This is a genomic window from Marivirga sp., assembly GCF_051117495.1.
Taxonomy (GTDB): Bacteria; Bacteroidota; Bacteroidia; order Cytophagales; family Cyclobacteriaceae; genus Marivirga.
Map to the genome: position 1 here is coordinate 47482 of NZ_JBNPEF010000015.1, position 22382 is coordinate 69863.

The 22382-nt window shown below is 34.2% G+C and carries 15 protein-coding genes; 9 read left to right on the forward strand and 6 right to left on the reverse strand.

Annotated elements, in window-relative coordinates; translation table 11 throughout:
• The 3 genes from ACFE0M_RS08695 to ACFE0M_RS08705 all read right to left on the reverse strand — a co-directional run bounded on the left by ACFE0M_RS08695 (position 1) and on the right by ACFE0M_RS08705 (position 5219).
• Positions 1–1614 carry a mechanosensitive ion channel family protein gene (locus ACFE0M_RS08695; protein WP_434545364.1) on the reverse strand — a complete coding sequence of 538 codons (1614 nt, stop codon included), beginning with the start codon at positions 1612–1614 and terminating at the stop codon, positions 1–3.
• Between the two features lie 2 nt (positions 1615–1616).
• Positions 1617–4358 carry a hypothetical protein gene (locus ACFE0M_RS08700; protein ID WP_434545365.1) on the reverse strand — a complete coding sequence of 914 codons (2742 nt, stop codon included), beginning with the start codon at positions 4356–4358 and terminating at the stop codon, positions 1617–1619.
• 99 nt (positions 4359–4457) lie between these two features.
• Complete coding sequence (locus ACFE0M_RS08705) at positions 4458–5219, reverse strand: DeoR/GlpR family DNA-binding transcription regulator (RefSeq protein ID WP_434545366.1); 762 nt, start codon at positions 5217–5219, stop codon at positions 4458–4460.
• A 123-nt stretch (positions 5220–5342) separates the two neighbouring features.
• On the opposite strand from ACFE0M_RS08705, the gene ACFE0M_RS08710 reads away from it, so the two are divergent.
• From ACFE0M_RS08710 to ACFE0M_RS08725, 4 genes are all read left to right on the forward strand, one after another.
• Positions 5343–6908, forward strand: coding sequence for a glycerol-3-phosphate dehydrogenase/oxidase (locus ACFE0M_RS08710; RefSeq protein ID WP_434545367.1), 1566 nt, complete (start codon positions 5343–5345; stop codon positions 6906–6908).
• Between the two features lie 311 nt (positions 6909–7219).
• On the forward strand, positions 7220–8719 hold the full coding sequence (gene glpK / locus ACFE0M_RS08715) for a glycerol kinase GlpK (protein ID WP_434545368.1): 1500 nt from the start codon (positions 7220–7222) through the stop codon (positions 8717–8719).
• A 6-nt stretch (positions 8720–8725) separates the two neighbouring features.
• A complete protein-coding gene (locus ACFE0M_RS08720; RefSeq protein WP_434545369.1) occupies positions 8726–9457 on the forward strand; it encodes an MIP/aquaporin family protein in 732 nt (243 codons plus the stop codon).
• Positions 9458–9467: 10 nt separating this feature from the next.
• On the forward strand, positions 9468–10292 hold the full coding sequence (locus ACFE0M_RS08725) for a lysophospholipase (protein ID WP_434545370.1): 825 nt from the start codon (positions 9468–9470) through the stop codon (positions 10290–10292).
• Between the two features lie 316 nt (positions 10293–10608).
• Here ACFE0M_RS08725 and ACFE0M_RS08730 read toward each other — a convergent pair whose 3' ends face one another.
• Positions 10609–11913 carry a cryptochrome/photolyase family protein gene (locus ACFE0M_RS08730; RefSeq protein WP_434545371.1) on the reverse strand — a complete coding sequence of 435 codons (1305 nt, stop codon included), beginning with the start codon at positions 11911–11913 and terminating at the stop codon, positions 10609–10611.
• Between the two features lie 52 nt (positions 11914–11965).
• A complete protein-coding gene (locus tag ACFE0M_RS08735) occupies positions 11966–16582 on the reverse strand; it encodes a translocation/assembly module TamB domain-containing protein (protein ID WP_434545372.1) in 4617 nt (1538 codons plus the stop codon).
• A 5-nt stretch (positions 16583–16587) separates the two neighbouring features.
• Here ACFE0M_RS08735 and tsaD point away from each other — a divergent pair, with 5 nt between their 5' ends.
• From tsaD to ACFE0M_RS08760, 5 genes are read left to right on the forward strand one after another with little or no spacing between them, the layout of a single operon-like run.
• Complete coding sequence (gene tsaD / locus ACFE0M_RS08740) at positions 16588–17613, forward strand: tRNA (adenosine(37)-N6)-threonylcarbamoyltransferase complex transferase subunit TsaD (protein ID WP_434545373.1); 1026 nt, start codon at positions 16588–16590, stop codon at positions 17611–17613.
• Entirely contained in the window at positions 17610–18005 is a 396-nt protein-coding gene (locus tag ACFE0M_RS08745; RefSeq protein WP_434545374.1) for a thioesterase family protein, read from the forward strand. The genes tsaD and ACFE0M_RS08745 overlap by 4 nt, the downstream gene beginning before the upstream one ends.
• 29 nt (positions 18006–18034) lie before the next feature.
• Positions 18035–18499, forward strand: coding sequence for an SsrA-binding protein SmpB (gene smpB, locus ACFE0M_RS08750; protein WP_434545375.1), 465 nt, complete (start codon positions 18035–18037; stop codon positions 18497–18499).
• Between the two features lie 3 nt (positions 18500–18502).
• Positions 18503–19294, forward strand: coding sequence for an NlpC/P60 family protein (locus ACFE0M_RS08755; RefSeq protein WP_434545376.1), 792 nt, complete (start codon positions 18503–18505; stop codon positions 19292–19294).
• A gap of 43 nt (positions 19295–19337) precedes the next feature.
• Complete coding sequence (locus ACFE0M_RS08760) at positions 19338–19859, forward strand: HNH endonuclease (RefSeq protein WP_434545377.1); 522 nt, start codon at positions 19338–19340, stop codon at positions 19857–19859.
• Between the two features lie 59 nt (positions 19860–19918).
• Here ACFE0M_RS08760 and ACFE0M_RS08765 read toward each other — a convergent pair whose 3' ends face one another.
• Positions 19919–22081, reverse strand: coding sequence for a glutamine synthetase III (locus ACFE0M_RS08765; RefSeq protein WP_434545378.1), 2163 nt, complete (start codon positions 22079–22081; stop codon positions 19919–19921).
• Between the last annotated feature and the right edge of the window lie 301 nt (positions 22082–22382).

Genomic DNA, 22382 nt, shown 5'->3' on the forward strand with positions numbered 1-22382 from the left:
TTATTTTTTATTTGATGCCGAAAAGTAATTTTTCAATTTCTCGGACACTTGATTTTTTTCTTGATATTCAGGAGATAACGAGGGCTGACCCGGGAAGTTTTCCATGTGCAAGGTTTGTGTAGGGAACGCAAAATTGATTCCGAGCTCCTTTGCTAATTTCATAATACTCAGCAAAATTTCTTCTTTATATTGCAATTCTTCTCCCCAAGTCGGGACATCCAAAAAGATATAAAACATAATATCAAGCGAATATGCAGACATATTATTAAATCGGATATGGTAGAAATCTTTCCATGTTTTTGGATGCTCGTCCACTATTTTTTTTAATCCATCAGTAAATGCCTCGATTAAATGAGTGGGGGTGTCATAGGTAATCGTTATAGTCGTATAGAACCTTCTGTATTTCCTTAAACCATGATTATCCACTGCCATATCAGCTAGTTTGCCATTTGGAACTGTAATCAATGAATTTCTAAAAGTTCTTACCCTTGTAGATCGGAAACCAACTTCTTCCACTGTGCCATCAATATCGCCAGCAGTTACCCAATCACCTATTTGGAAAGGCTTATCAAATAGAATCATCAATGATCCAAAGAAGTTTTTGATGGTGTCTTGAGCTGCCAATGCAAATGCCAAACCACCAATTGATATACCTGCCAGCAATGCTGTTATATCAAACCTTAAATTGCTTAAGATGTAAAGGAAACCTATTATAATAACAAAAATCTTGAGTATCCTTTTGAGAATAGGGACAATCTGGTCGTCCATTGTGGTTTCTGTCTGGGCGGCTTTTTTCATCAAATATTCGCCCAAAATATCCACCAATTTATATGCCATCATAGTACCGAAAAGTGGTAATAAGGCTCTTAGTAATAAAATAAAGTAATGGTTGAATAATATTGGGAGTTGAAGGACAGGTACTAAAATGATTAAAATGCCGACAATCACCAACAAACTAAAAGGCTTCGCAACGGGCATGATGTAATCGTGTGCAATGGCTCCATATCCTTTGTTTTTTAACAATTGGTAAATCAGCCAATCGAAGAACCAGCTCAATAATTTGTGTATTAAAACACAGATAACGATTAATATTAAAATACTGATATATTGCCAAGCATGTAGCCCCATTATTTTTTGGGTTCCCATTTTTGGTAAAATATTCATCAGTTTGTCAGTCCCGAAAGGGTACACCTTTTGATGTAATTCTGGTGTTTTTTCAATCGTTTTTTTGCTGAAGTACCATTTCCCGTTACTTCTTTCCAAATAGATTTCTGGAAATTCTATTTCGGATAAATAATATCTTTTCTTATCTGTTGAATCTGCGTAATTCGGATTGTCGGGAATTTCATCAATATCGATCAATACACCTGCACCATCCAAAACTTGCTTAATCTGTGTAATTATTAATTCTTGATCTTTTCCTTTGATGAATTTTGGATTTAAGGTCTTTGCCGCAATTTCAGGATGGAATTCATCTTCCTGCAAATTTTTGAGAAATGTACTGACAGTGGCTTTTGGCGATGATAAACTCTTAGGTGATAATGATTTTTCATTATTATCCTGACCAAAAGTAAATTGAGCTATAAAAAAAAATGCAATTAAAAAGTACTTCATCCCTATATTTTGAATTTTAGAATACTGAAAGTGTTTTCATGACATTTATAGACATGTACTTCGTTATTCTTGTTATAATAAATCATGGCAATTTCATCAATGCTTTCAATAGGTTGCTGATTTATTAGATTGCCTTCACTTGTGTAAAGATAAGTAAAAGCTTGTTTTTTATCAGTTATGGCAATGATTTCCTTGTTTGGGGTCAATTCATAATATTGAATTTTCATTTCATCTTGGTTAATATAGTCTTTTTCAAACATCATTTCACCTGAAGGTTTCAAAAGACTTACCCTGTTTAAATCTTGCCTGGCAAGCAAATAACCCCTTTCGCTAGCATTTTTAACAATTTTAAACAGCGTTTCTTTATTAGGCATGTAAAGTTGTTCTTTTTCTTCAATTTTTCCCGTAAAGCTTATTTTTACTAAAGCTCCTCCATCCGTAATAGTGACCAGATAACTACTTTCAAAGTTGTTCCCCACTTCAAAGAATAAATTATTTGAAAGCCTGTCGTTAATGTCAATTGGGAAATTAGGCTTCATTTCGCCATTTCTGCTCATCACTTTAACCATACCATTTTCCTGAAGTACCACCATGAAATCCTTGCTTCTGATCCTGATATGTTCTGGCCTAGCTGCAATTTTATCATTCATTTTCAATGGCTTCCAGTCGCCCAGATTATCTCCGTATTTGCTGGTGAGGTATATATCACCATTTTCTTTTGCAATTAGTAATCTATAGGTTTTACTTTTATCATAGTCAATAACATTGAAATATTGATTTTCAATTTTTTCATCTCCAATTACTTTTGGAAAATATTCTAAAGCAATTCCATTTCTATCCAATAGATATACTTTTTCCGTTGTTGCAAAAGCGTACTGTAACTTGTTGTTTTGATAATAGTCAATCTGGAAAACTTGCCCGATAATTGGAGCTTCTAATGGTTCAGACCATAAAACATCACCATTATTAGAAATAAGATGAAGGTTGTAAGCTGAATCCTGAACAAGCGTCTCAAATAGTCCTGTGTTATGGTTTTTCACCACATGTGGCTTGCTTATAATAGGGGCATCCATCACCACATCCATCACCTGATCAAAATACTTCATTTCATTATTAACCTTATTGTTAGAATGTAGTACTTCTATGTTGCTATAATAGCGTTCGTTTTCATGGCTAAATTGAAAAGCAAGCATATCAAAATTCTTAATTGGATATTCATTTTCCGTAAAATTTTTGCGCCATTTTTCATTGAGGTTATTGAGAAGTAATGACCAGGTTTGGGGGAGGTTGATAAAAATATTCAAGTTAGATTCTTGAAGTGTAGATTCTATAAACTGATTTTCTTTAATGGATTTACCCCAGGTGTTTTCGGTTTCTATATCTAGGATCAGTTCTTTTAATGACTGTATATCATTGCTGATGATCATATTGTCATCAATGGTGGTAAAAAACGAATGGGAAAAGCCTTTGAAATTTTTGCCTAGCAAATGAAACGGAAATTCATTTATACGTAATTCCCTTATTTCGTTTTCTGCATAATATTCGTAGTAAAGCGTATCTTGTTGTAATTTTGCAGCTTCTTCGGATAACTTGTTGAATTTATTTAAACCCTCATTTTTATCATTCATTTTGATAAAAATCAGTTTTTTGCTCTCTTCTAAATTTTGATTGCTGTTAAGTATGACTTGAGCATTTTCTCCGGCCATAAATTGGTGGAATTTCCTGAAATCAGTTTCATACTGTTCTGCCAATAAATTTCTTTTTCGGGGATATTCAGCATCAATATTGCTCCAAAACTTTATTTTTTCATCTTGAAAAGCTTCAGGATTATCAAATCTTTCATGTAAAACAACTGCAGTTTTTGAAGGGAAATAATTTTCTAAGGTAACATCACCTCCTTTTTGGTTACTGTATGTATTTAAGAAGCTAATGGAATCTTGTGGAAAGGTAAATCCATTTAAATACAAATCATCACCATCTAAAAATAAATCGAGGAAAGCTCCTTCAGAAAATTGAGACAGTATTTTGAAGAGAATGGATTGATTCGATTTAGTAAATATTTTGACTATTTTGTCAAGCCTTGCAAAGTTGATGTAAAGGTTGCCTAAATCATCCTGAAAATTTGCGATTTTAAAAACTTCTACAATACTTTCCTGAAAATTTTCCTCATCCTTTTCAATGTTTCTGATAACATCTTCTACTAATACTGGGGAAAAACTTCCGACAAAATTCCCTCTTAAAAGAACATAGCTAAAGGTTCTGCCGTGATCCTTATTCTTTAATTCGTATATAGTATTATTATTAAAAATCCTTTCAGATTTTTTGAATTCTTCAAATTTGGATTCTATTCTTTTTATAATTTCAATTTGCTCGGTGTTTTTTAAACTTTGATAGAAAACAAAATCAAAATCATCATTAGAGATGATAGACATCCCGATTAACAAATGGTTATTTCTGAAAACTTCATCTAGAATCCCACTTTTACCCGATAAACTATCTAATGCCTCAAAATTTTCTTTTAAGGATTTGAAATATTCAATGTTTTGTAAATCTTTCCATATAGGGTTTTCCTGTATGCTGTTCCAAGCACTTACCAAATTATTGTTTTCATAAACTAAGAAAGTATTTTCAGGCACTAAAGACCATGCATCCAGACTTTTTTGCTTATCCCAATAGTAATATATTCCATATCCGCTTATTAAAATTATGACAAACAGAAATAGTATGATAAAGATTCTTCTCAAAGGTTTTTTGATTTTAATATTCCTATGCAAATATAGGATTATTAATAACTATGAGGGTATTTTTGGAAGAAATATCTTGCGATAAAAGAGAAGTAAAATTCACACTAATATTACCTCAATTCCTTTGGATTCTAATGTGGTGATGAATTGCTTTGAGGCACTTTTATTGGTGATTATCTGGTCAACATCCTCTAAGTCACATATCTTTCCAAAACCTTTTTTTCCAAATTTACTTGCATCGGCCAAAACAATGGTTTTTTGGACAGATTTGATCATTTTTGCATTCAAGTGGGCTTCCATCATATTTGAAGTGGTGAAACCATGTTCCAAGCTTATGCCGTCCACACTTAAGTACAATTTACTGCAAGCAAAACTTTGCATCATTTCCTCAGCATAATGTCCTACCACTGAAGAGCTGCCTTTTCTGACCACTCCGCCTAATTGTACAATTTCTATATCCTTGCAGTCTAATAGCGCCATAGTAACATTCATAGCAGAAGTTAAGACAGTAAGGTTAGAATTTCTTGGAATTGCTTGTGCAAATGCCCCAACAGTGGTTCCCGAACCAATGATAATGGCTTCATGCGTTTTTAGGGATTCAACAGCTTTTTTTGCAATAGCTTTTTTCTCTTCAACATTCACCAGTTCCTTTTCATCCACTGGTTTTTCGTTTACATAAGGCGAAACTAAAGTAGCACTCCCGTGTGAGCGGTAAAGCAAGCCTTTATCTTCTAATAGTTTTAAGTCTTTTCTAATGGTTACTTTAGTAACTTTAAGTGCTTCACTTAACTCACTCACACTTACAAAACCTTCCTGTTGAAGTTGATCCAATATGAATTTATGTCTTTCTGCAATGGTCATACGATTCAAAAATATAACTAAAAGTTATAAAAAGAAACTAAAAGCAAGTAAAAAGAAAGGAAAAGTAATATTATTCTTTTGATATCTTTCTTTTAGTGTTATATTTGAATCAAACGAAACAAAATGAATAGAAAAGAAAACATAAAGCAAATTTCCGATCAGGATAAGATTTGGGATATAGCTGTGATAGGAGGAGGTTCTTCCGGGATTGGTGTTGCTTTAGATGCAGTTTCCAGAGGCTTGAGTGTTGCTTTGTTTGAAAAATCTGACTTCGCCAAAGGTACAAGCAGTAGAAGTACGAAACTCGTGCACGGTGGAGTTCGGTATTTGGCACAGGGGGATGTTTTCTTGGTTTTGGAAGCGTTAAAGGAAAGAGGGCGATTATTGAGAAATGCTCCTCACTTAGCCCATAACCAGTCTTTTGTGATTCCTATTTATACGTTTTTCGATCGCATGAAATATACGGTCGGGTTGAAAATGTATGATTGGATGGCTGGCAAATTAAGTCTGGGTAAATCTACTTTTATTTCTAAAGCTAAAACCATAGAAAGATTACCTACCATCAAACAAGAAAATTTAAAAGGTGGGGTGATTTACTATGATGGACAGTTTGACGATGCACGATTGGCATTAAACGTGGCTCAGACTTGTGATGAAAAGGGTGCTGTTGTGTTGAATTATTTTAAGGTAAATCAGCTACTTAAAGGGAAGGATGGGAAAATTAATGGACTTTCAGTAAAAGATCAATTTTCTAAAAATAACTATGATATAAATGCAAAAATGGTAGTAAACGCAACTGGTGTTTTTGCGGATAAGATATTGCAATTAGATAATCCTGAGGCTAAAAAAATGATTCGACCAAGTCAGGGGATTCATTTAGTTTTAGACCGTTCTTTTTTATCGGGCGAAGATGCCTTGATGATTCCTGAAACTAGTGATGGCAGGGTTTTATTTGCTGTACCTTGGCATGATAAATTGGTGGTAGGCACTACCGACACTATGCGTAAGAAACCAAAACTTGAACCTGCAGCATTGGAAAAGGAAATAGATTTCGTATTGAAAACTGCTCAGGAATATTTAACGAAAAAGCCTCAGAGAAGTGATGTCTTATCAGTTTATGCTGGTTTAAGACCATTGGCAGCACCAACCGATGAAAATGAAAAAACTAAGGAAATTTCCCGAAGCCATAAGGTTTTAGTCTCCGATAGTAATTTGATAACGCTTACAGGTGGAAAATGGACTACTTTCCGTAAAATGGGAGAGGATACAGTGGAGTATTTTACAAGATTGACAGGAGAGAGGTTGCCAAAAAGTACCTCAGCAGATATAAAAATTCATGCCTATTCTAAGGAAAAGCCAATTGATTATTTGGGAGTTTACGGTGCTGACAGAATAGCCATAAAAAAATTACAGGATGAGAATTCAGAATGGAATGAGTTGTTGCATCCAAAATATCCATTTACCCAAGCGGAGGTTGTATTTGCTTGTCGGAATGAAATGGCTATAAAAGTGGAGGATGTTCTGGCCAGAAGAATCAGGATACTTTTTTTGGATGCCCAAGCAAGTATGGACATGGCGCCTATAGTAGCTGAGTTAATGGCAAAAGAATTACGAAAAGATGAAGCTTGGATTGAAAAGCAATTGAAAGATTTTAATAAATTGGCAAAGCGATATCTTATTGAATCTTAAATGTGGGTGATTTGGAAGTAGAAAATAGATGTATTGCTATTCAGTACCAAAAGAAATAATACGACCACTTCCGAGGAACTCGGAAAAGAGGGAGGGAGGAAAGTTTAGCGGGCAAGCGAGGGCATTGAGGGTGGAAGCATTAAACTTTCTTGAATTTTTGTTTCTTTTTGTTCAAGCAAAAAGAAAGGAAAGAAAAATGAAGATTCAATGATTTTAAAAAAGGTAAAATATCTGCTAAAAGAGAATAACTAAAAATATCTCTGTTTGAATTAAGGGTAGAAGTTTTATTTTTATAAACTACAATTAATACTATGGAAAAACCTCAATATATTTTATCCCTCGATCAGGGAACAACCAGTTCAAGAGCAATTTTATTCAATGAAAAAGCCGAAATAGTAGCAGTAGCCCAAAAGGAATTTGAACAGTTTTTTCCCCAATCAGGCTGGGTGGAACATGATGCCAATGAAATTTGGACTTCGCAAGCCTCGGTTGCCACAGAGGCCATTACTAAGGCCAATATTACGCCTACTCAAATTGCTGGCATAGGGATTACCAATCAAAGAGAAACCACCATAGTTTGGGATAGAAATACCGGAAAGCCTATTCATAAAGCTATTGTTTGGCAAGATAGAAGGACAGCCAACTACTGTAATGAATTAAAAAAGAAGGGCTTATCTGAAAAAATAAATGATAAAACAGGCTTAATTATAGATGCCTATTTTTCTGCCACTAAAATTAAATGGATTTTAGACAATGTTGAAGGAGCGAGGGTTAAAGCCGAAAAAGGAGAATTATGTTTTGGAACGGTTGATAGTTGGTTGGTTTACAAATTGACTAGCGGAAAAGAGCATTTCACCGATATCACCAATGCCAGTCGAACGATGATTTTCAATATCCATGAGAAAAAGTGGGATAAAGAATTGCTGGACTTATTTGAGATTCCCGAATCCATTTTGCCTGCAGTAAAGTCAAGCAGTGAAGTTTACTGCACAACCGCAGGCGATTTGTTTTCCCATAAAATTCCAATAGCGGGTATTGCAGGTGACCAACAAGCGGCACTTTTCGGACAACTTTGCTCTGAAAAAGGGATGGCTAAAACTACTTATGGTACGGGTTGCTTTTTGGTCATGAATACTGGAGATGAACCCGTAAAATCCAAAAATAAATTATTGACTACCGTGGCTTGGCAAATAGGAGATAAGGTGCAATATGCTTTGGAGGGCAGTGTATTTATAGGCGGGGCCGCTATTCAATGGTTGAGAGATGGCTTAGAGCTTTTCCGAAAGGCTAGCGAATCAGAAGCATTGGCTACTTCCTTGAAAGATAATGAAGGAGTGTATTTTGTTCCTGCTTTAACTGGATTGGGTGCACCCCACTGGAATCAGGATGCAAGAGGTACATTTTTTGGAATTACCCGAGGAACTACAAAAGCACACATGGCGCGGGCAGCCTTGGAAGCTATTGCCTATCAAGTAAATGATGTGTTGGCAGCCATGGAAAAAGATGCTGGCCATAAAACTCAAGAAATGAGAGTGGACGGAGGAGCTTCAGAAAATAATTTCCTTATGCAATTTCAATCCGATTTGGTGGATTGTACAATTACCAGACCAAAAATCACAGAAACTACTGCGCTTGGTGCTGCTTTTTTAGCCGGATTAGCAGTGGGATACTGGAAAGATATGGATGCCTTGCAATCACTTTGGGAAGCCGAACAATCCTATAATCCTGAAATGGATAAAGAAGAAGTTAAAAAATTATTGCATTTTTGGCATAAGGCGGTGAACCGCAGTCAGGATTGGTTAGAATCATAAAAACAGATGAACTATTTTGTAGCAGAATTTCTAGGCACTTTTTTATTAATATTAATAGGTTCGGGAGTAGTAGCCAATGTGGTTTTACCCAAAACAAAGGGTGCGGGCTCTGGTTGGATGGTCATTACAACAGCCTGGGCATTTGGTGTTTTTATTGGCGTTGTGGTAGCAGGGCCTTACAGTGGAGCCCACATTAACCCCGCTGTTAGTTTGGCTTTAGCTATTACTGGAGATTTTTCATGGGATCTTTTATGGATTTATATTCCTGCGCAAATATTGGGAGCTGCATTCGGTTCTTTTTGTGCATGGTTGATTTACCAAAGACATTTTGAAGCAACGGATGATAAAGGCTTGTTATTTGCTCCTTTTGCCACAGCTCCTGCCATTCGAGATGTAAAGACTAATTTTATCTCTGAATTTATTGGAACATTTGTTTTAATCATTGTCATATTATTTTCTACTCCCCCTCAATTGATGGATAACCAAAATACGCCCATCGGCTTAGGTGACCTGGGAGCCTTACCTGTTGCTATTTTAGTATGGGTAATAGGCTTAGCATTAGGAGGAACCACAGGATATGCCATTAATCCTGCAAGGGATTTGGGGCCGCGAATCATGCACCAAATTTTACCGATTACAGGGAAGGGGGGCAGTGATTGGGCTTATAGCTGGATTCCTATTATTGGTCCCTTTACAGGTGCTGCTTTTGCTGCATTTATTTACATAATTTTAAAATAGATCCTCTCTAATGGACAAGAAAATCTCACATTTCAAAACTTCAGATAATTTATCATTAGAAGTTCAAAAATATATTCAAGCTGATAATCCAGATAAAATTATCTTGATAGTTCATGGTCATGGCGAACATGCCGGAAGATTCGAAGAGGTAGCAGAATACTTTAATAATAAAGATATTTCTGTCATGGCTTTAACATTAAGAGGCCATGGAAATTCGGAAGGTAAAAAAGGCCATGCCCCTAGTATGAATCAACTATTGACCGATATTGAATATTTTATCCGTTTTGTAAGAGTTGATTTTTTGAATGCTGATTTATACCTCTATGGTCATAGTATGGGCGGGAATTTAGTCTTGAATTATTTGGCAAAAGATCAATCCAATGAAATTAAAGCAGGAATAGCTACTTCACCTTGGATAAAACTGGCTTTTGAGCCACCAAATTGGAAAGTAAATCTAGGAAAATGGGTAGCAGATATATTTCCTGGGCTTATACAATCCACAGGATTAAAAGCTGAGGATATTTCAAGCTTAAAAGAGGAGGTCCAAAAATATAATGATGATCCGCTTGTTCACAGTAAAATTTCTGCGAAACTCTTTACTTCTATTATGAAAGGAGGGGATTACCTCATTCATAATATCCATAAATTTAAGCACCCAATATTTTTAGCGCATGGGCAAAAGGATAAAATAATTTCTCATGATGCCACAGCAGCCTTCGCCAAAGATAGTAGGTTATTTACCTTCAAAAGTTACCCGGATTCCAAACACGAAATACACCATGATGTGGATTTTGAGAATTTAATGACAGCTATTATGGATTGGATGAATAAATAAAGAAGATATGGAAAACTCAAATTCTCCCAAAAATATTATTCCAATGAGAAAAATTACTTAACCTCAAAAGCTTTCGAATAAGGACTTACAGACCTGAGTTCGACTTTAACTTCCTATAAAATATCTTAAAAGTGTCATTTCGGTCCTTATAGCTCAGGATTGTATTATCAAAAAAGGAAAATTATCCAAAATCTTACTATAACATATCCTGCAATACGGGAACGGTGCTTCTCTTAAAAATCAGTTAACAGATAAGCTAATGTAACTTATAAATATAATTGGGCATAAATTCTTTTTAACTCAGGGTCATAATGGCTTATGAGTCATTGTCTAATGCAGATTTATAAGTGTCCAAAGCTCTTTGCCTTGCTACTTTATGATCTACCATGGGTTTTGGATAATCTGATGAATTTACTTCTGGTATCCATTTTTTAATATAAGCCTGATTTTTATCAAATTTATCTGTTTGGCTGTAGGGGTTAAAAATTCGGAAATAAGGTTGAGCATCAGTTCCAGTTCCAGCAGCCCATTGCCAACCACCATTATTCGAGGCCAATTCATAGTCTAATAGTTTTTCGGCAAAATATGCTTCTCCCCATCGCCAATCAATCAATAAATGTTTGGTTAAAAAACTGGCGGTTATCATTCTCACCCTATTGTGCATATAGCCTGTTTTATTGAGCTCTCTCATTCCAGCATCTACAATCGGATAACCCGTTTTTCCATCACACCATTTTTTAAAATCTTCTTTGCTATTTCTCCAAGGAACGGCATCATATTTTGCTTTAAATGCTTTATTGACAACATGAGGAAAATTGGATAAAATCATACTGTAGAAATCCCGCCAGATTAATTCATTGAGCCAAGTATCATTGAGTTTTTGGGCATGGGCAACTGCTTCACGAATGCTAATAGTGCCAAACCTCAAATGAATCCCTAATCTGCTGGTTCCGTTTTTTGCTGGGAAATCACGATCTTGGTCATATTTTTTAATTGTATTTTGGTCAAATTCCTTTTTAGGGATAGGTACCTCGGATTTTCGAAAACCAATATCCTCAAGACTGGGTAATGAGGGATTAAATTGATGGAATTTCTCTTTCTTTAAAATAATTTTGTAAGGATGAATATGTCCTGATTCCAGTTTTTCGAGCCATTTATTTTTGAATGGAGTAAATACTTTATATGGTTGATTATCACCCGTTAAAATCTCATCTTTTTCAAAAATGACTTGATCTTTGAAATCGTAAAAGCCAATGCCTTTGTTTTGTAAAATATTATCAATTTTTTGATCTCTTTCTAAAGCATAAGGTTCATAATCTCGATTGGTAAATACAGATACAATATCATATTCTTCCATTAAAGATTTATAGACTTCTTCAGGTTTGCCATGTTTAATCAAAATACCTGAACCAATCTTATTGAGTTGCTGATTAATATCGGTCAGTTGGTCATGAATAAAATTCACCCTTGCATCTGATTTATCTTTAAGGTCATCTAAAATTTCTGTATCAAAAATAAATAATGGAAGAACCGCTTGGTCTTCCTGAAGGGCATAGTATAATGCGGTGTTATCATAAAGTCTTAAATCTCTTCTGAACCAGAATATTGATATTTTATCCACAGCAGTTTTGTTTTTTTTATGGGTAACCAATCAATTTGTGATTAGTTTTTAATTACTTTGAATTTTCATCTTCCTCCCTTCTAACAGCATCAGAATTGATATCCTTTTGGGGTTCATTTTCTTGTTTTTCTTCTTCTTTATTCTCTTTTTTCTTGCTTTGGAATATTTCTTTTAGTTGATCGAAACTGGTAACATGCACCAAACTGACTCCAGTACTTGTTGAGGCAGTATTATTGATTCTATCGAATGTATTGAAGTTGGTTCTGTTATAAATTTTAGCTCTCAATTTTCCATCTGGTGTCAATAAATATTCTACAGACCAATCCCCTAAAATCCCTAAGATTTCTTGATTTACATCATCGGTTTCTCCTTGGGTAAAGCCACCATCACGGGTTATTCTTAATCTACCTCCCAAAAAGCTGTAGGATAATCTTAATTGAAAAGTATTGAATTGGTCTTCATCGAATGATCCTAGATCCACATCAATTTCAAGGTTTTCGTCAATTTGCGTTACCCAATAGCTTAATTGATTGGATAGAAACTCACTTACTGAATTGCCCACGGAACCACTTACAGCGAAAGAAGCACGAGGAGATAGTCTTCTTAGAATAATCAAGCTAAATACCTGACGTTTTAATTCTTGTTCATCTGCATCCAATTCTGCTTCAAAAGCAGTCACGCTTGTTCTTAGTGGGAAACTAACTCCTGATTCGGTATAAATCTGATCGGGATAATTCATGAAATTAATATCAAAATCAACTTCTGGTTGCATCAAATCTCCCTTTAAATCCAGTAATACTTTAGCAGGATATCTTCTTTTTAATTCTGGGGCATTGGCAAGTGTTGAATCTTGTCCTACATCTATGATGGGTAATAATGATACATTTTGTTCATAGACTGCCTGTATATCTAGGTTTGCACCATAAGGGTCACCGTCCCAAGTGATTTGGCTTCCAGCTTGAATACTAAATTCTTTATTGATGATATTATAAAGCGTGAAATTATATCCTCCTTCTGTAAGTGTATAATCTCCAATCATGGAAAAAGCACCGTTGGTGTCTATGTTCATACTTAGCTTTCCATTCCCTCTTCCCCTAATGATATCTCCCGATTTGATATCAAATATTATTTCGGCATAAGCATCAGGAGTAAGTTCTAAGTCAAAATTCATGGTTACTCCTTTTATATCAACACCTTTCACTTTATTTACACTAATTGCTTTATTATTGGCAGTATCCTTAATATTAATAAAATGAATATATTCTTCTCGTTCAATTGAAGAAGTGCTTTCAACTGGTATAAAAATACGAGTACCTTTTTCTGATTTAGCCTGAGCATCTATAGTTAAATTCCCAACACTTCCTGTAAATGATACATTTCCGCTAACAAATGCGGTTCCATAATACAATTCATTATCTTTTGAAGAAGTATTGAGTACTTTAAATTCATTCATGCTACCATATAAATCTAATCTTAAATCTGTAAATCCATCATGTAATAAGTCGCCATTGAGATATCCTTCATTTCCTTGATCATCAATCAATTGCATATTGTTAAAAGTAACTTTTTCTTGATTGAATTTTATGTTTCCAGTATAGTCATAATAGGTATTTAGGTAGTTTACTTTTATTCCACCTCTTGAAATTTTCCCAGTTCCGTTTACCACAGGTCTTTTTAGATTTCCCGTGATTAGAAATTCTCCATCCACTTCACCTTTCATTTCTGAAAAAATATCGTTAATAAAAGGCTCTACTATAACCAAACTCGTTTTCCGTAAGCTGGCATTTAAATTCAATGAATTTTCTTCTGATGCTGGTGTATAACTTCCATCTAACTTTATGATATCTTGATTTTTTCGGTTCACGATGTAATCCATCATTAACTTCCTTTCATTTGGTTCCCAATTAGAATATCCGTTTATATTTCCAATAAGAAACTCATCAAGATAAAATTCATAGATGCTCAATTCAGTACTCAATATGAATTTATTATCAAAATTTTGAATCCTAACAAAACCATTAATAGTACCTTTAAAATTATGTTGTTCTACCAACTCATTAATATTTTGGATATTGAAACTATCGATTTCAATTAACAAAGTCTTGGTAGAGTCCTGTGAAATTTCCCCGTTGGCAATTATTTGCTCGTCTTCAGCAAAAATCCCAAAATTTTTAAATTCATAAGTTTGATGACTGATTCTTAAATTATTGTTATTAACAAAATTCCAATTTTTTGATAAAAACTTAATGTCTGATTTTTCAATGCTAAGACTTAAGCTATCATCCAAAAATTTTAAATTACCACTTATATTTACATGGTTGTCACTGTCAAGCTGATTTATTAATGTAGTGAAATTCACCTCCCGACCTGTCCAATAGAGTTCTAATTGCAGGTTTTCACTTTGAAGATTATTGTTTAGTATTTGTTTATCAGAATTAATAAAGCCTATTCCCAAAACATCTTGGCTCAAATGATATTTGCTAAAATTTAGGTCTATTTTATTTTTTGAGAACTCATAATTATCATAGCTAATGGAGTCAAAAACAGATTCAATATAAATATTGCTGTTTTTACCATTTTGGTACTGACCACTTATGGTTGCACCTTCTTTCACGTATAATTTAGGAATGAATAAACTGATTAGCGGATTAATTTCCTTTATTTTAAAATTAAAATCAACGGTATAGTCATTTAAATTAGCGGATGAATCAATATTTCCATAATAATTTTCTATTTTGTTTTTATCATTTTCAATATTGAGTTGGTATTCCTTTACAGTTCTAAATAAATCTTTTTGAAGTTGAGTGAACACATAATCCCCATCAATAGATGCTCTAAATAAATCGGAATTAACACTAAGTTTTCTAAAGTTATTTTTCTTGGAAGTGTTAACGATTAATGAATCCAATTGTAAGGAATTGCCTTGATAAGCGGCATAAATTTTTTGCAAAGAAGTATTACCCTCAATACTATCCAGCACAATGCCTTTTCCGTTCAAACTTCCTTTAGCAGTTAAAATAAAGTCCTCTTTTGTAATATTCAAATCTTTAAAATTGATGGTATCTAAATCAGCCTCAACATTAATCAAGTTTTTATTATTTCTAAGGTCAATGGAACCATCCATCTGAAATTTCAATAAAGGGTCATTAATTTTCAGTTTACCATTAAAAAATTCCGAAGCCAATTCTGCATTGGTTGTAATATTTTGATATTCATATCCATTGATACCAAGAAGACTAATATTGGCGTTAAGATTTAATTTTGCATTTTCCAGCGTAAATCCACTCCCTTGAATATTTCCGGTCATTTGCACTTTTTGGAAAATAGAATCTGCATCTAAGAATTTTCCCAGATCAAAATTATAAGTTGAGAGACTTCCTTTATAAGTAGAGGATCTAGAATTTTCAGTAATTTTCAGGTTTAAATCAGACTCAACCCTGCCAAGTGGTGAGGTAAATACTCCATCGGCCACAAAATCAGTTGGAAACCCAATAAAACTACCTGTAAAGGTGGTGATGCCAAATTTTTGAATTCTTTCAAAAGCAATACTGTCATTAACGTATTGCTTTAGGTCGGATGGTAATAATGATGAATTGGTTAAATTTAAATCTATAAATGACTCTTGGAAATTAGGTAGCCCGTCAATTTTGATATCCCCAGTAATGAAACTTGAGAGGCCAAATTTTAAATTTAAATCATTAGCTTTGAAACGTTTCACTTTTCCGTTGAATTTACCGGTTACATTTATTTTATCTTCATATTTCTTAACATAGGGAGCAAAGAGAGCCAGGTCTTCAGTATATATAATTGAATTTTTGAAATTAGCATTGATATACACTGAATCAATGATATAAGAGAGGTCGCTAATGCTATTATAGTTAAAGACAATTGAATCTGATATAATGCTTTTATTGACTTCTAAATTTAAGTCCGTTAAGGAAAGTCTGCTTTGTGAAATTTCAAAAATTGATTTCAGTTTATGAATCTGCATATTGGAAACAGAATCAACAGCCGAAAGCTGTTGAACTTGCATTTGTGTTGTATCTGCCCGACTCGAAAAATTCTCTAAATCTGCACTCAAATCATGTAAAACAAACTGATTGTAATTGAATCCTTCTTTTATGCTGTCAGTATCTAAATTAGCAACCCCTAAAATGATATCGGAAAGGGAAGCTTTTCTTATTAATAAATTCTTGGCTGTTCGAATCGTACTGTCAGCACTTGGAGCCGATAAATTCCTGATAGCTTCTACAAAATAGTCAATATTAAAATAATCATCACCTTTATTCCTAATCAGCATCACCCTTCCCTCCTGCAGTTTTAGGTTGTCTAATAGTACACTTTCATCATTAATGAGTTGTTTTACATCATAATCTATCCATAAAGATTTAATATCAATAAAAGTACTGCTATCCTTATTTTGTACATAAAGTCCTGATAAAGTGATTTGGTCAAACCATTCTATATTGATTTTCTCAATGGTGATATTGAATCCTAATTTTTTGCTTAAATATTCACTGCCATATTGTGCAACTTTGGTTTGTACCGTTGAGGATTGCATGGCCAAAACGATAACACTTAATGAAAAAAATAGAATAAGGAACACCCATAATATTGCTTTTGCAATACCTTTTTTAATACCTTGCGTTATATTTTGCTCTTCTTTCAAATTTTATGGATATCAATATTTTAGCCATCGAGTCTTCTTGTGATGAAACTTCAGCAGCAATTGTTCAAAACGGGAAAGTACTCAATAATATTATCGCTACTCAGTCGGTTCACGAAAAATACGGAGGTGTAGTTCCCGAATTGGCTTCCCGTGCGCACCAACAACATATTGTACCTGTAGTAGAACAAGCACTTTCCGATGCAAATATAAGCAAGAAGGATTTAAAAGCAGTAGCTTTTACCCAAGGACCGGGACTTTTGGGAGCACTTTTAGTAGGAAGCAGTTTTGCAAAATCTTTAGCCTCAGCTTTAAAAATTCCTTTAATAGGCGTTAATCATATGCAAGCTCATATTTTGGCTCATTTTATTGAGGAGCCAAAGCCTAATTTTCCCTTTCTTTGCTTAACTGTAAGTGGCGGACATACTCAAATAGTAAAAGTAAATGACTATTTGGATATGGAAATTTTGGGTGAAACTAAAGATGATGCTGTAGGGGAAGCATTTGATAAAATAGCAAAAATAATAGGCTTGCCTTATCCAGGCGGCCCCATGATTGATCAATATGCTAAAAATGGGAATCATGACGCTTTTCAATTCCCTGAAACTGAAATGCCAGGCTTTAATTATTCTTTTAGTGGAATAAAAACTGCCGTATTATATTTCCTGCAGAATAATACTCAAAAGGATGCTAATTTTGTCAAGGATCATTTAGATGATATTTGCGCCAGCGTGCAACATCGACTGATTATGACTTTAATGCAAAAATTAAAAAAAGCCTCAAAACATACTGGGATTAAGGAAATAGCCATAGCTGGAGGTGTTTCAGCAAATTCATATTTAAGGAAAATATTAGCGGAGACGGGAGGGGAGCTTGAATGGAATACATATATTCCTAAATTTGAATATTGTACGGACAATGCCGGCATGATCGCAATAACTGCGCATTTTAAATATAAAAAGCAAGATTTTTTAGGTATGGATGCAGCGCCAATTCCAAGAATGAAATTTTCAGCTAAGAAAAATAGTGAATGAAGGATGTTTTTAAAAATGGTGATAGAAAAAGTCATTTCTTTAAAGTAAAACCCAAAGATGTGGCACATTTTGAGCAACAAGCCGTTCACGATGTATGTGCCACTTTTACTTTGGCCAGAGAACTTGAATGGGCAACACGTTTATTTGTTCTGGAAATGTTGGAAGATGGAGAAGAAGGAATTGGAACCCATTTAAATATCCAGCATTTATCCCCTGCAATTTTGGGGGAAACAGTTGAAATTGAAGCTGTTTATGTCGGGATTAAAGAGCGGGAAATCATTTGTGAATATGTAGCTAAAGTTGAAAAAAGATTAATAGCCAAGGGCACAACGGGTCAAAAAATCCTACAAAAGGAAAAATTGACCAAGATTTTTGAACAATTATCAAAATAAAGTATTAAATTTTGTTAGAATTGTGAAATATGAGTGATAAAAAGGAGTTTAGTACTTCAGTAACAGTAAAAAATAAAAAAGCTCGTTTTGAATATGAATGGTTGGATACCTATCAAACAGGTATTGTTTTGCAAGGAACAGAGATTAAAGCTATTCGGTTACATAAAGTTAACTTGCAGGAAGCCTATTGTTATGTCCACCGTGGAGAAGTTTTTGTGAAAGGACTGCATATTGGGCAATACGAATTGGGCACACATTACAATCATGAAGAAAAGCGTGAAAGAAAGTTACTTTTGAAGAAACAAGAGATTGCAAAAATTAAAAAGCGTATGGAAGAAAAAGGCTTAACCCTTATTCCTACTAAGCTTTTTATCAATAATAGAGGTTTGGCAAAATTAGAAGTTGCATTGGCTAAAGGTAAAAAGTTACATGATAAGCGAGACAGTATTAAAGAAAAGGATATGAAGCGTGAACTGTCAAAAATGAAATTTTAATCCATGATATCAATAGGGGAAAAAGGTATTAGTAGATTGAGTGTAATTCCGGTTCGTGCCGAAGCATCCGATGCATCGGAAATGATTACCCAATTATTGTTTGGAGATCACTATACAGTTTTGGAAGTATCAAAAGATTCGAAATGGGTTAAAATTAAAATCTATTTTGACGGATATGAAGGTTGGATTGATGCTAAACAATATCATTTTATCACAAATGAATATTTTGATCAGATCAATAATTCAGATTATAAAATCTGTACTGATTTAACAGCTTCAATTTTATATCATAAGAATTTATTACCAGTGACTATGGGTGCTATTATCCCTATTTCCACTAATGAACTTTTTGCTATTGAGGAGCATCTAGGCTTTAATGGTGAAGCAAAGTCATTGAGTGCTAGAAGGGATTTTGAATTTTTGAAGACTATAGCGAGAAAGTATCTGAACGCTCCTTATCTATGGGGAGGAAAATCCCCTTTTGGAATAGATTGTTCAGGTTTCACCCAAATAGTATTTAAAATATGCGGATACAATTTAAAGAGAGATTCTTCCCAGCAAGTGGAACAGGGGAAAACTATAGATAAATTAGAAAATGCACTTCCTGGTGACCTGGCTTTTTTCAGAAACGAGCATAAAAAGGTAACCCATGTTGGAATTTTGCTTGAAAATCAGGAGATTATTCATGCTTCTGGTAAAGTAAAAATTGATTTTTTAGATGAAAATGGTATCTTCAATGCTGAACAAAAAGGTTACACACATTATTTGACAGATATAAAAAGGGTTTTAGCATGAAAAACTAAGCTGATTTTTCATGCTTGATTAAAATTTGAAAAGCATGAAAATTGGTTCTACACGCGCATTAGTTTTAAATCAGGATTACAGTCCTATCACTGTTTGCAATATCCCAAAAGCCTTTTTGCTTTTGTATTTACAAAAGGCAGAATTGATAGAAAGTGATGAATCACGCAGACTCCGATCTATTGATCGTTCATTTCCTTTTCCATCTGTCATTAGACTTACAAATTATGTCAACATGCCCTACAAAGGCGTGATGCTTACCCGTCAAAATATTTTCAAAAGAGATGGTCATGAATGTCAATATTGTGGTACCTCAAAGGATTTGACATTAGATCATCTAATTCCTCGTTCAAAAGGAGGTAAGTCTAAATGGACTAACTTGGTTACTGCCTGTAAGCGATGTAATGCAAGAAAAGGAAATAACACACCAGAGGAAAGTGATTTAAAGCTTAAGCGTCCTCCATTCAAGCCTAGTTATGTAATGTTTATTAGAGATTTTTCCGGACAAATAGACGAGAAATGGATGCCTTTTTTGAAAACCAAGCAGATGAGTGCATAAAAAAACCGCTCTGTTTTACAGAACGGTTTTTCCGTGAATAGTTGGTTTAGGTTACTATATTATCTCAAAAATAATAATTCTCTGTATTTTGGCAATGGCCATAATTCATCATCAACATATAATTCTAATTTATCAGCAGCATATCTGATTTTGTCAAAGTAAGTCTCTTTTACTTCATCACAATATTTTGCTGCTCTTAAAGTAGTATCCTCAATTTTATTGAGCTCTTTACGCTTTTCAATCATTTCATGCACCATACTTCTCAAATCTTTGGTATATCCGGAGATCAATTCAATATTTTTCAAGATTTCAGAATTATCCAATTTCAATGCACTTAAATTCTTGGCATTCTGCGCTAAAGTGTTTTGATATTTTACGGCAGTAGGAATGATTTGATTTAATGCAATATCTCCCATCAAACGTGACTCAATTTGAATTTTCATTATATAATTCTCCAAATAGATTTCATTACGAGCCTCCAATTCCTCTGGAGTCATCACATTGTGCTTAGCAAAAAGCTTTTTGGATTTTTCTGATACAAATGATTCCAAAGCTCTAGGGGTATTTTTCACATTCGGCAAGCCTCTTTTCTCAGCTTCTTTTTCCCAATCTGCTGAATATCCATCTCCCTCGAATCTTACTTTTTTAGAGTCTTTTATATATTTTCTTAATATGTTGACAATAGCAATTTTCTTGTCGGTTCCTTTTTGCATTTCAGCTTTCACTTCCTTGTGGAACTCATTTAATTGTTCGGCCATAATCAAATTCAAAATTGACATTGGCTGTGCCACATTTTGATCTGAACCTACTGCCCGGAACTCAAATTTATTACCCGTAAATGCAAAAGGAGAGGTCCTGTTCCTATCGGTATTGTCCAAAATGATTTGAGGAATTTTATCTATGCCCAGTTTCATGTACATATTATCCCCTTTATCTATCTTGATATTACCTTTTTCCTCTAATTCATCTAGTACGGCTGTTAACTGCGAACCAATAAAAACTGACATCACAGCAGGAGGTGCTTCATTTGCCCCCAATCTATGGTCATTACTAGCGGAAGCAATGGAGGCTCTTAATAAATCACCATTTTCTGCAACAGCTTTAATGGTATTTACCAAGAAAACCAAAAATAAAAGATTTTCTCTTGCACTATTGCTTGGCTGGAATAAGTTAACTCCAGTATTGGTAATCAATGACCAGTTATTGTGTTTTCCACTTCCGTTTAATCCCGCAAATGGTTTTTCATGGAAAAGTACTTCCAGATCATGTCTGGCGGCCACTCTTCTCATTACATCCATCATCAAACTGTTGTGGTCAGTGGCCACGTTGATGTCCTCAAATAATGGTGCTGCCTCAAATTGGCTTGGTGCCACTTCATTATGTCGAGTTGAAATCGGAATGCCTAGTTTTAAACATTCAATTTCAAAATCTTTCATATAATTATAAATCCTGCTTGGGATAGACCCAAAATAATGATCATCCAATTGTTGACCCCTAGCTGGATTATGACCAAATAAAGTTCTTCCAGACATTAATAAATCAGGTCTTGCATTAAAGAGTGCTTTATCCACCACAAAGTATTCTTGTTCACAACCCAAGGAAGCATTTACTCTGTTTACATTTCTGTCAAATAATTGCACTACTTTGGTTGCTGCTTGATCAACAGCTTCAACTGCTTTAAGCAATGGGGCTTTATGATCTAAAGCCTCTCCTGTATAAGCTACAAAAATGGTAGGGATACAAAGCGTTCTTCCAAAAATGAACATAGGGGAAGAAGGATCCCAAGCCGTATAACCTCTAGCTTCAAAAGTAGTTCTCAATCCTCCATTAGGGAATGAAGATGCATCTGGTTCTTGTTGAACCAGCATGGAGCCAGCGAAAACTTCAATACCTTTTTGAGCATTGAAAAATGAATCGTGCTTTTCTGCAGTTGAACCTGTTAATGGTTGGAACCAGTGTGTGTAATGGGTCACACCTTTAGTGATTGCCCAAGCTTTTACTGCAGAAGCAATTTGATCTGCAGTTTCCATATCTATTTTTTTGCCTTTGTCTATGGCATTACTTACTTTTTTGAAAACATCAGGAGCCAATGAAGCTTTCATTTGGTCCAATGTGAATACATCCTTTGCAAAATAATCAGAAATTTTGTTGGATGGTGCCTCGATTCTGTCCGTTGTTCTTTTTGAAACGATATCGAGTGCATTAAATCTTAAATGAGCCATTTTTATGATTATTGGTTTAAATTCGAACCAAATTTAGGTAAATATTTGTGAAATAAATGGAATTGGGTTTAAAAATTATTTTAAAAACAGTAAAAATTTTAATAATACTTGATTTTGACCCTAAAATTTAAACCATAAACAGTTATTTTGATCTTTTTAGGTGTTTTTTACAGGTATAATCATGAAAATATCTGAAAATATGAGAGTTAGATCTAAAATAAGCATGATCTATTAATTGAAATATTTAAATACTTTATTCCTTCTGCTTATCTTCAAAAAAATTTACATTCAGGAATTTTAA

What these genes read in the sequence shown, in the direction of transcription:
- tsaD (WP_434545373.1), top strand. Translation starts at nt 16,588, where the DNA reads ATGGATATCAATATTTTAGCCATCGAGTCTTCTTGTGATGAAACTTCA.
- ACFE0M_RS08755 (WP_434545376.1), top strand. Translation starts at nt 18,503, where the DNA reads ATGATATCAATAGGGGAAAAAGGTATTAGTAGATTGAGTGTAATTCCG.
- ACFE0M_RS08695 (WP_434545364.1), bottom strand. Translation starts at nt 1,614, where the DNA reads ATGAAGTACTTTTTAATTGCATTTTTTTTTATAGCTCAATTTACTTTT.
- ACFE0M_RS08765 (WP_434545378.1), bottom strand. Translation starts at nt 22,081, where the DNA reads ATGGCTCATTTAAGATTTAATGCACTCGATATCGTTTCAAAAAGAACA.
- ACFE0M_RS08705 (WP_434545366.1), bottom strand. Translation starts at nt 5,219, where the DNA reads ATGACCATTGCAGAAAGACATAAATTCATATTGGATCAACTTCAACAG.
- ACFE0M_RS08720 (WP_434545369.1), top strand. Translation starts at nt 8,726, where the DNA reads ATGAACTATTTTGTAGCAGAATTTCTAGGCACTTTTTTATTAATATTA.
- ACFE0M_RS08725 (WP_434545370.1), top strand. Translation starts at nt 9,468, where the DNA reads ATGGACAAGAAAATCTCACATTTCAAAACTTCAGATAATTTATCATTA.
- smpB (WP_434545375.1), top strand. Translation starts at nt 18,035, where the DNA reads ATGAGTGATAAAAAGGAGTTTAGTACTTCAGTAACAGTAAAAAATAAA.
- ACFE0M_RS08710 (WP_434545367.1), top strand. Translation starts at nt 5,343, where the DNA reads ATGAATAGAAAAGAAAACATAAAGCAAATTTCCGATCAGGATAAGATT.
- glpK (WP_434545368.1), top strand. Translation starts at nt 7,220, where the DNA reads ATGGAAAAACCTCAATATATTTTATCCCTCGATCAGGGAACAACCAGT.
- ACFE0M_RS08745 (WP_434545374.1), top strand. Translation starts at nt 17,610, where the DNA reads ATGAAGGATGTTTTTAAAAATGGTGATAGAAAAAGTCATTTCTTTAAA.
- ACFE0M_RS08760 (WP_434545377.1), top strand. Translation starts at nt 19,338, where the DNA reads ATGAAAATTGGTTCTACACGCGCATTAGTTTTAAATCAGGATTACAGT.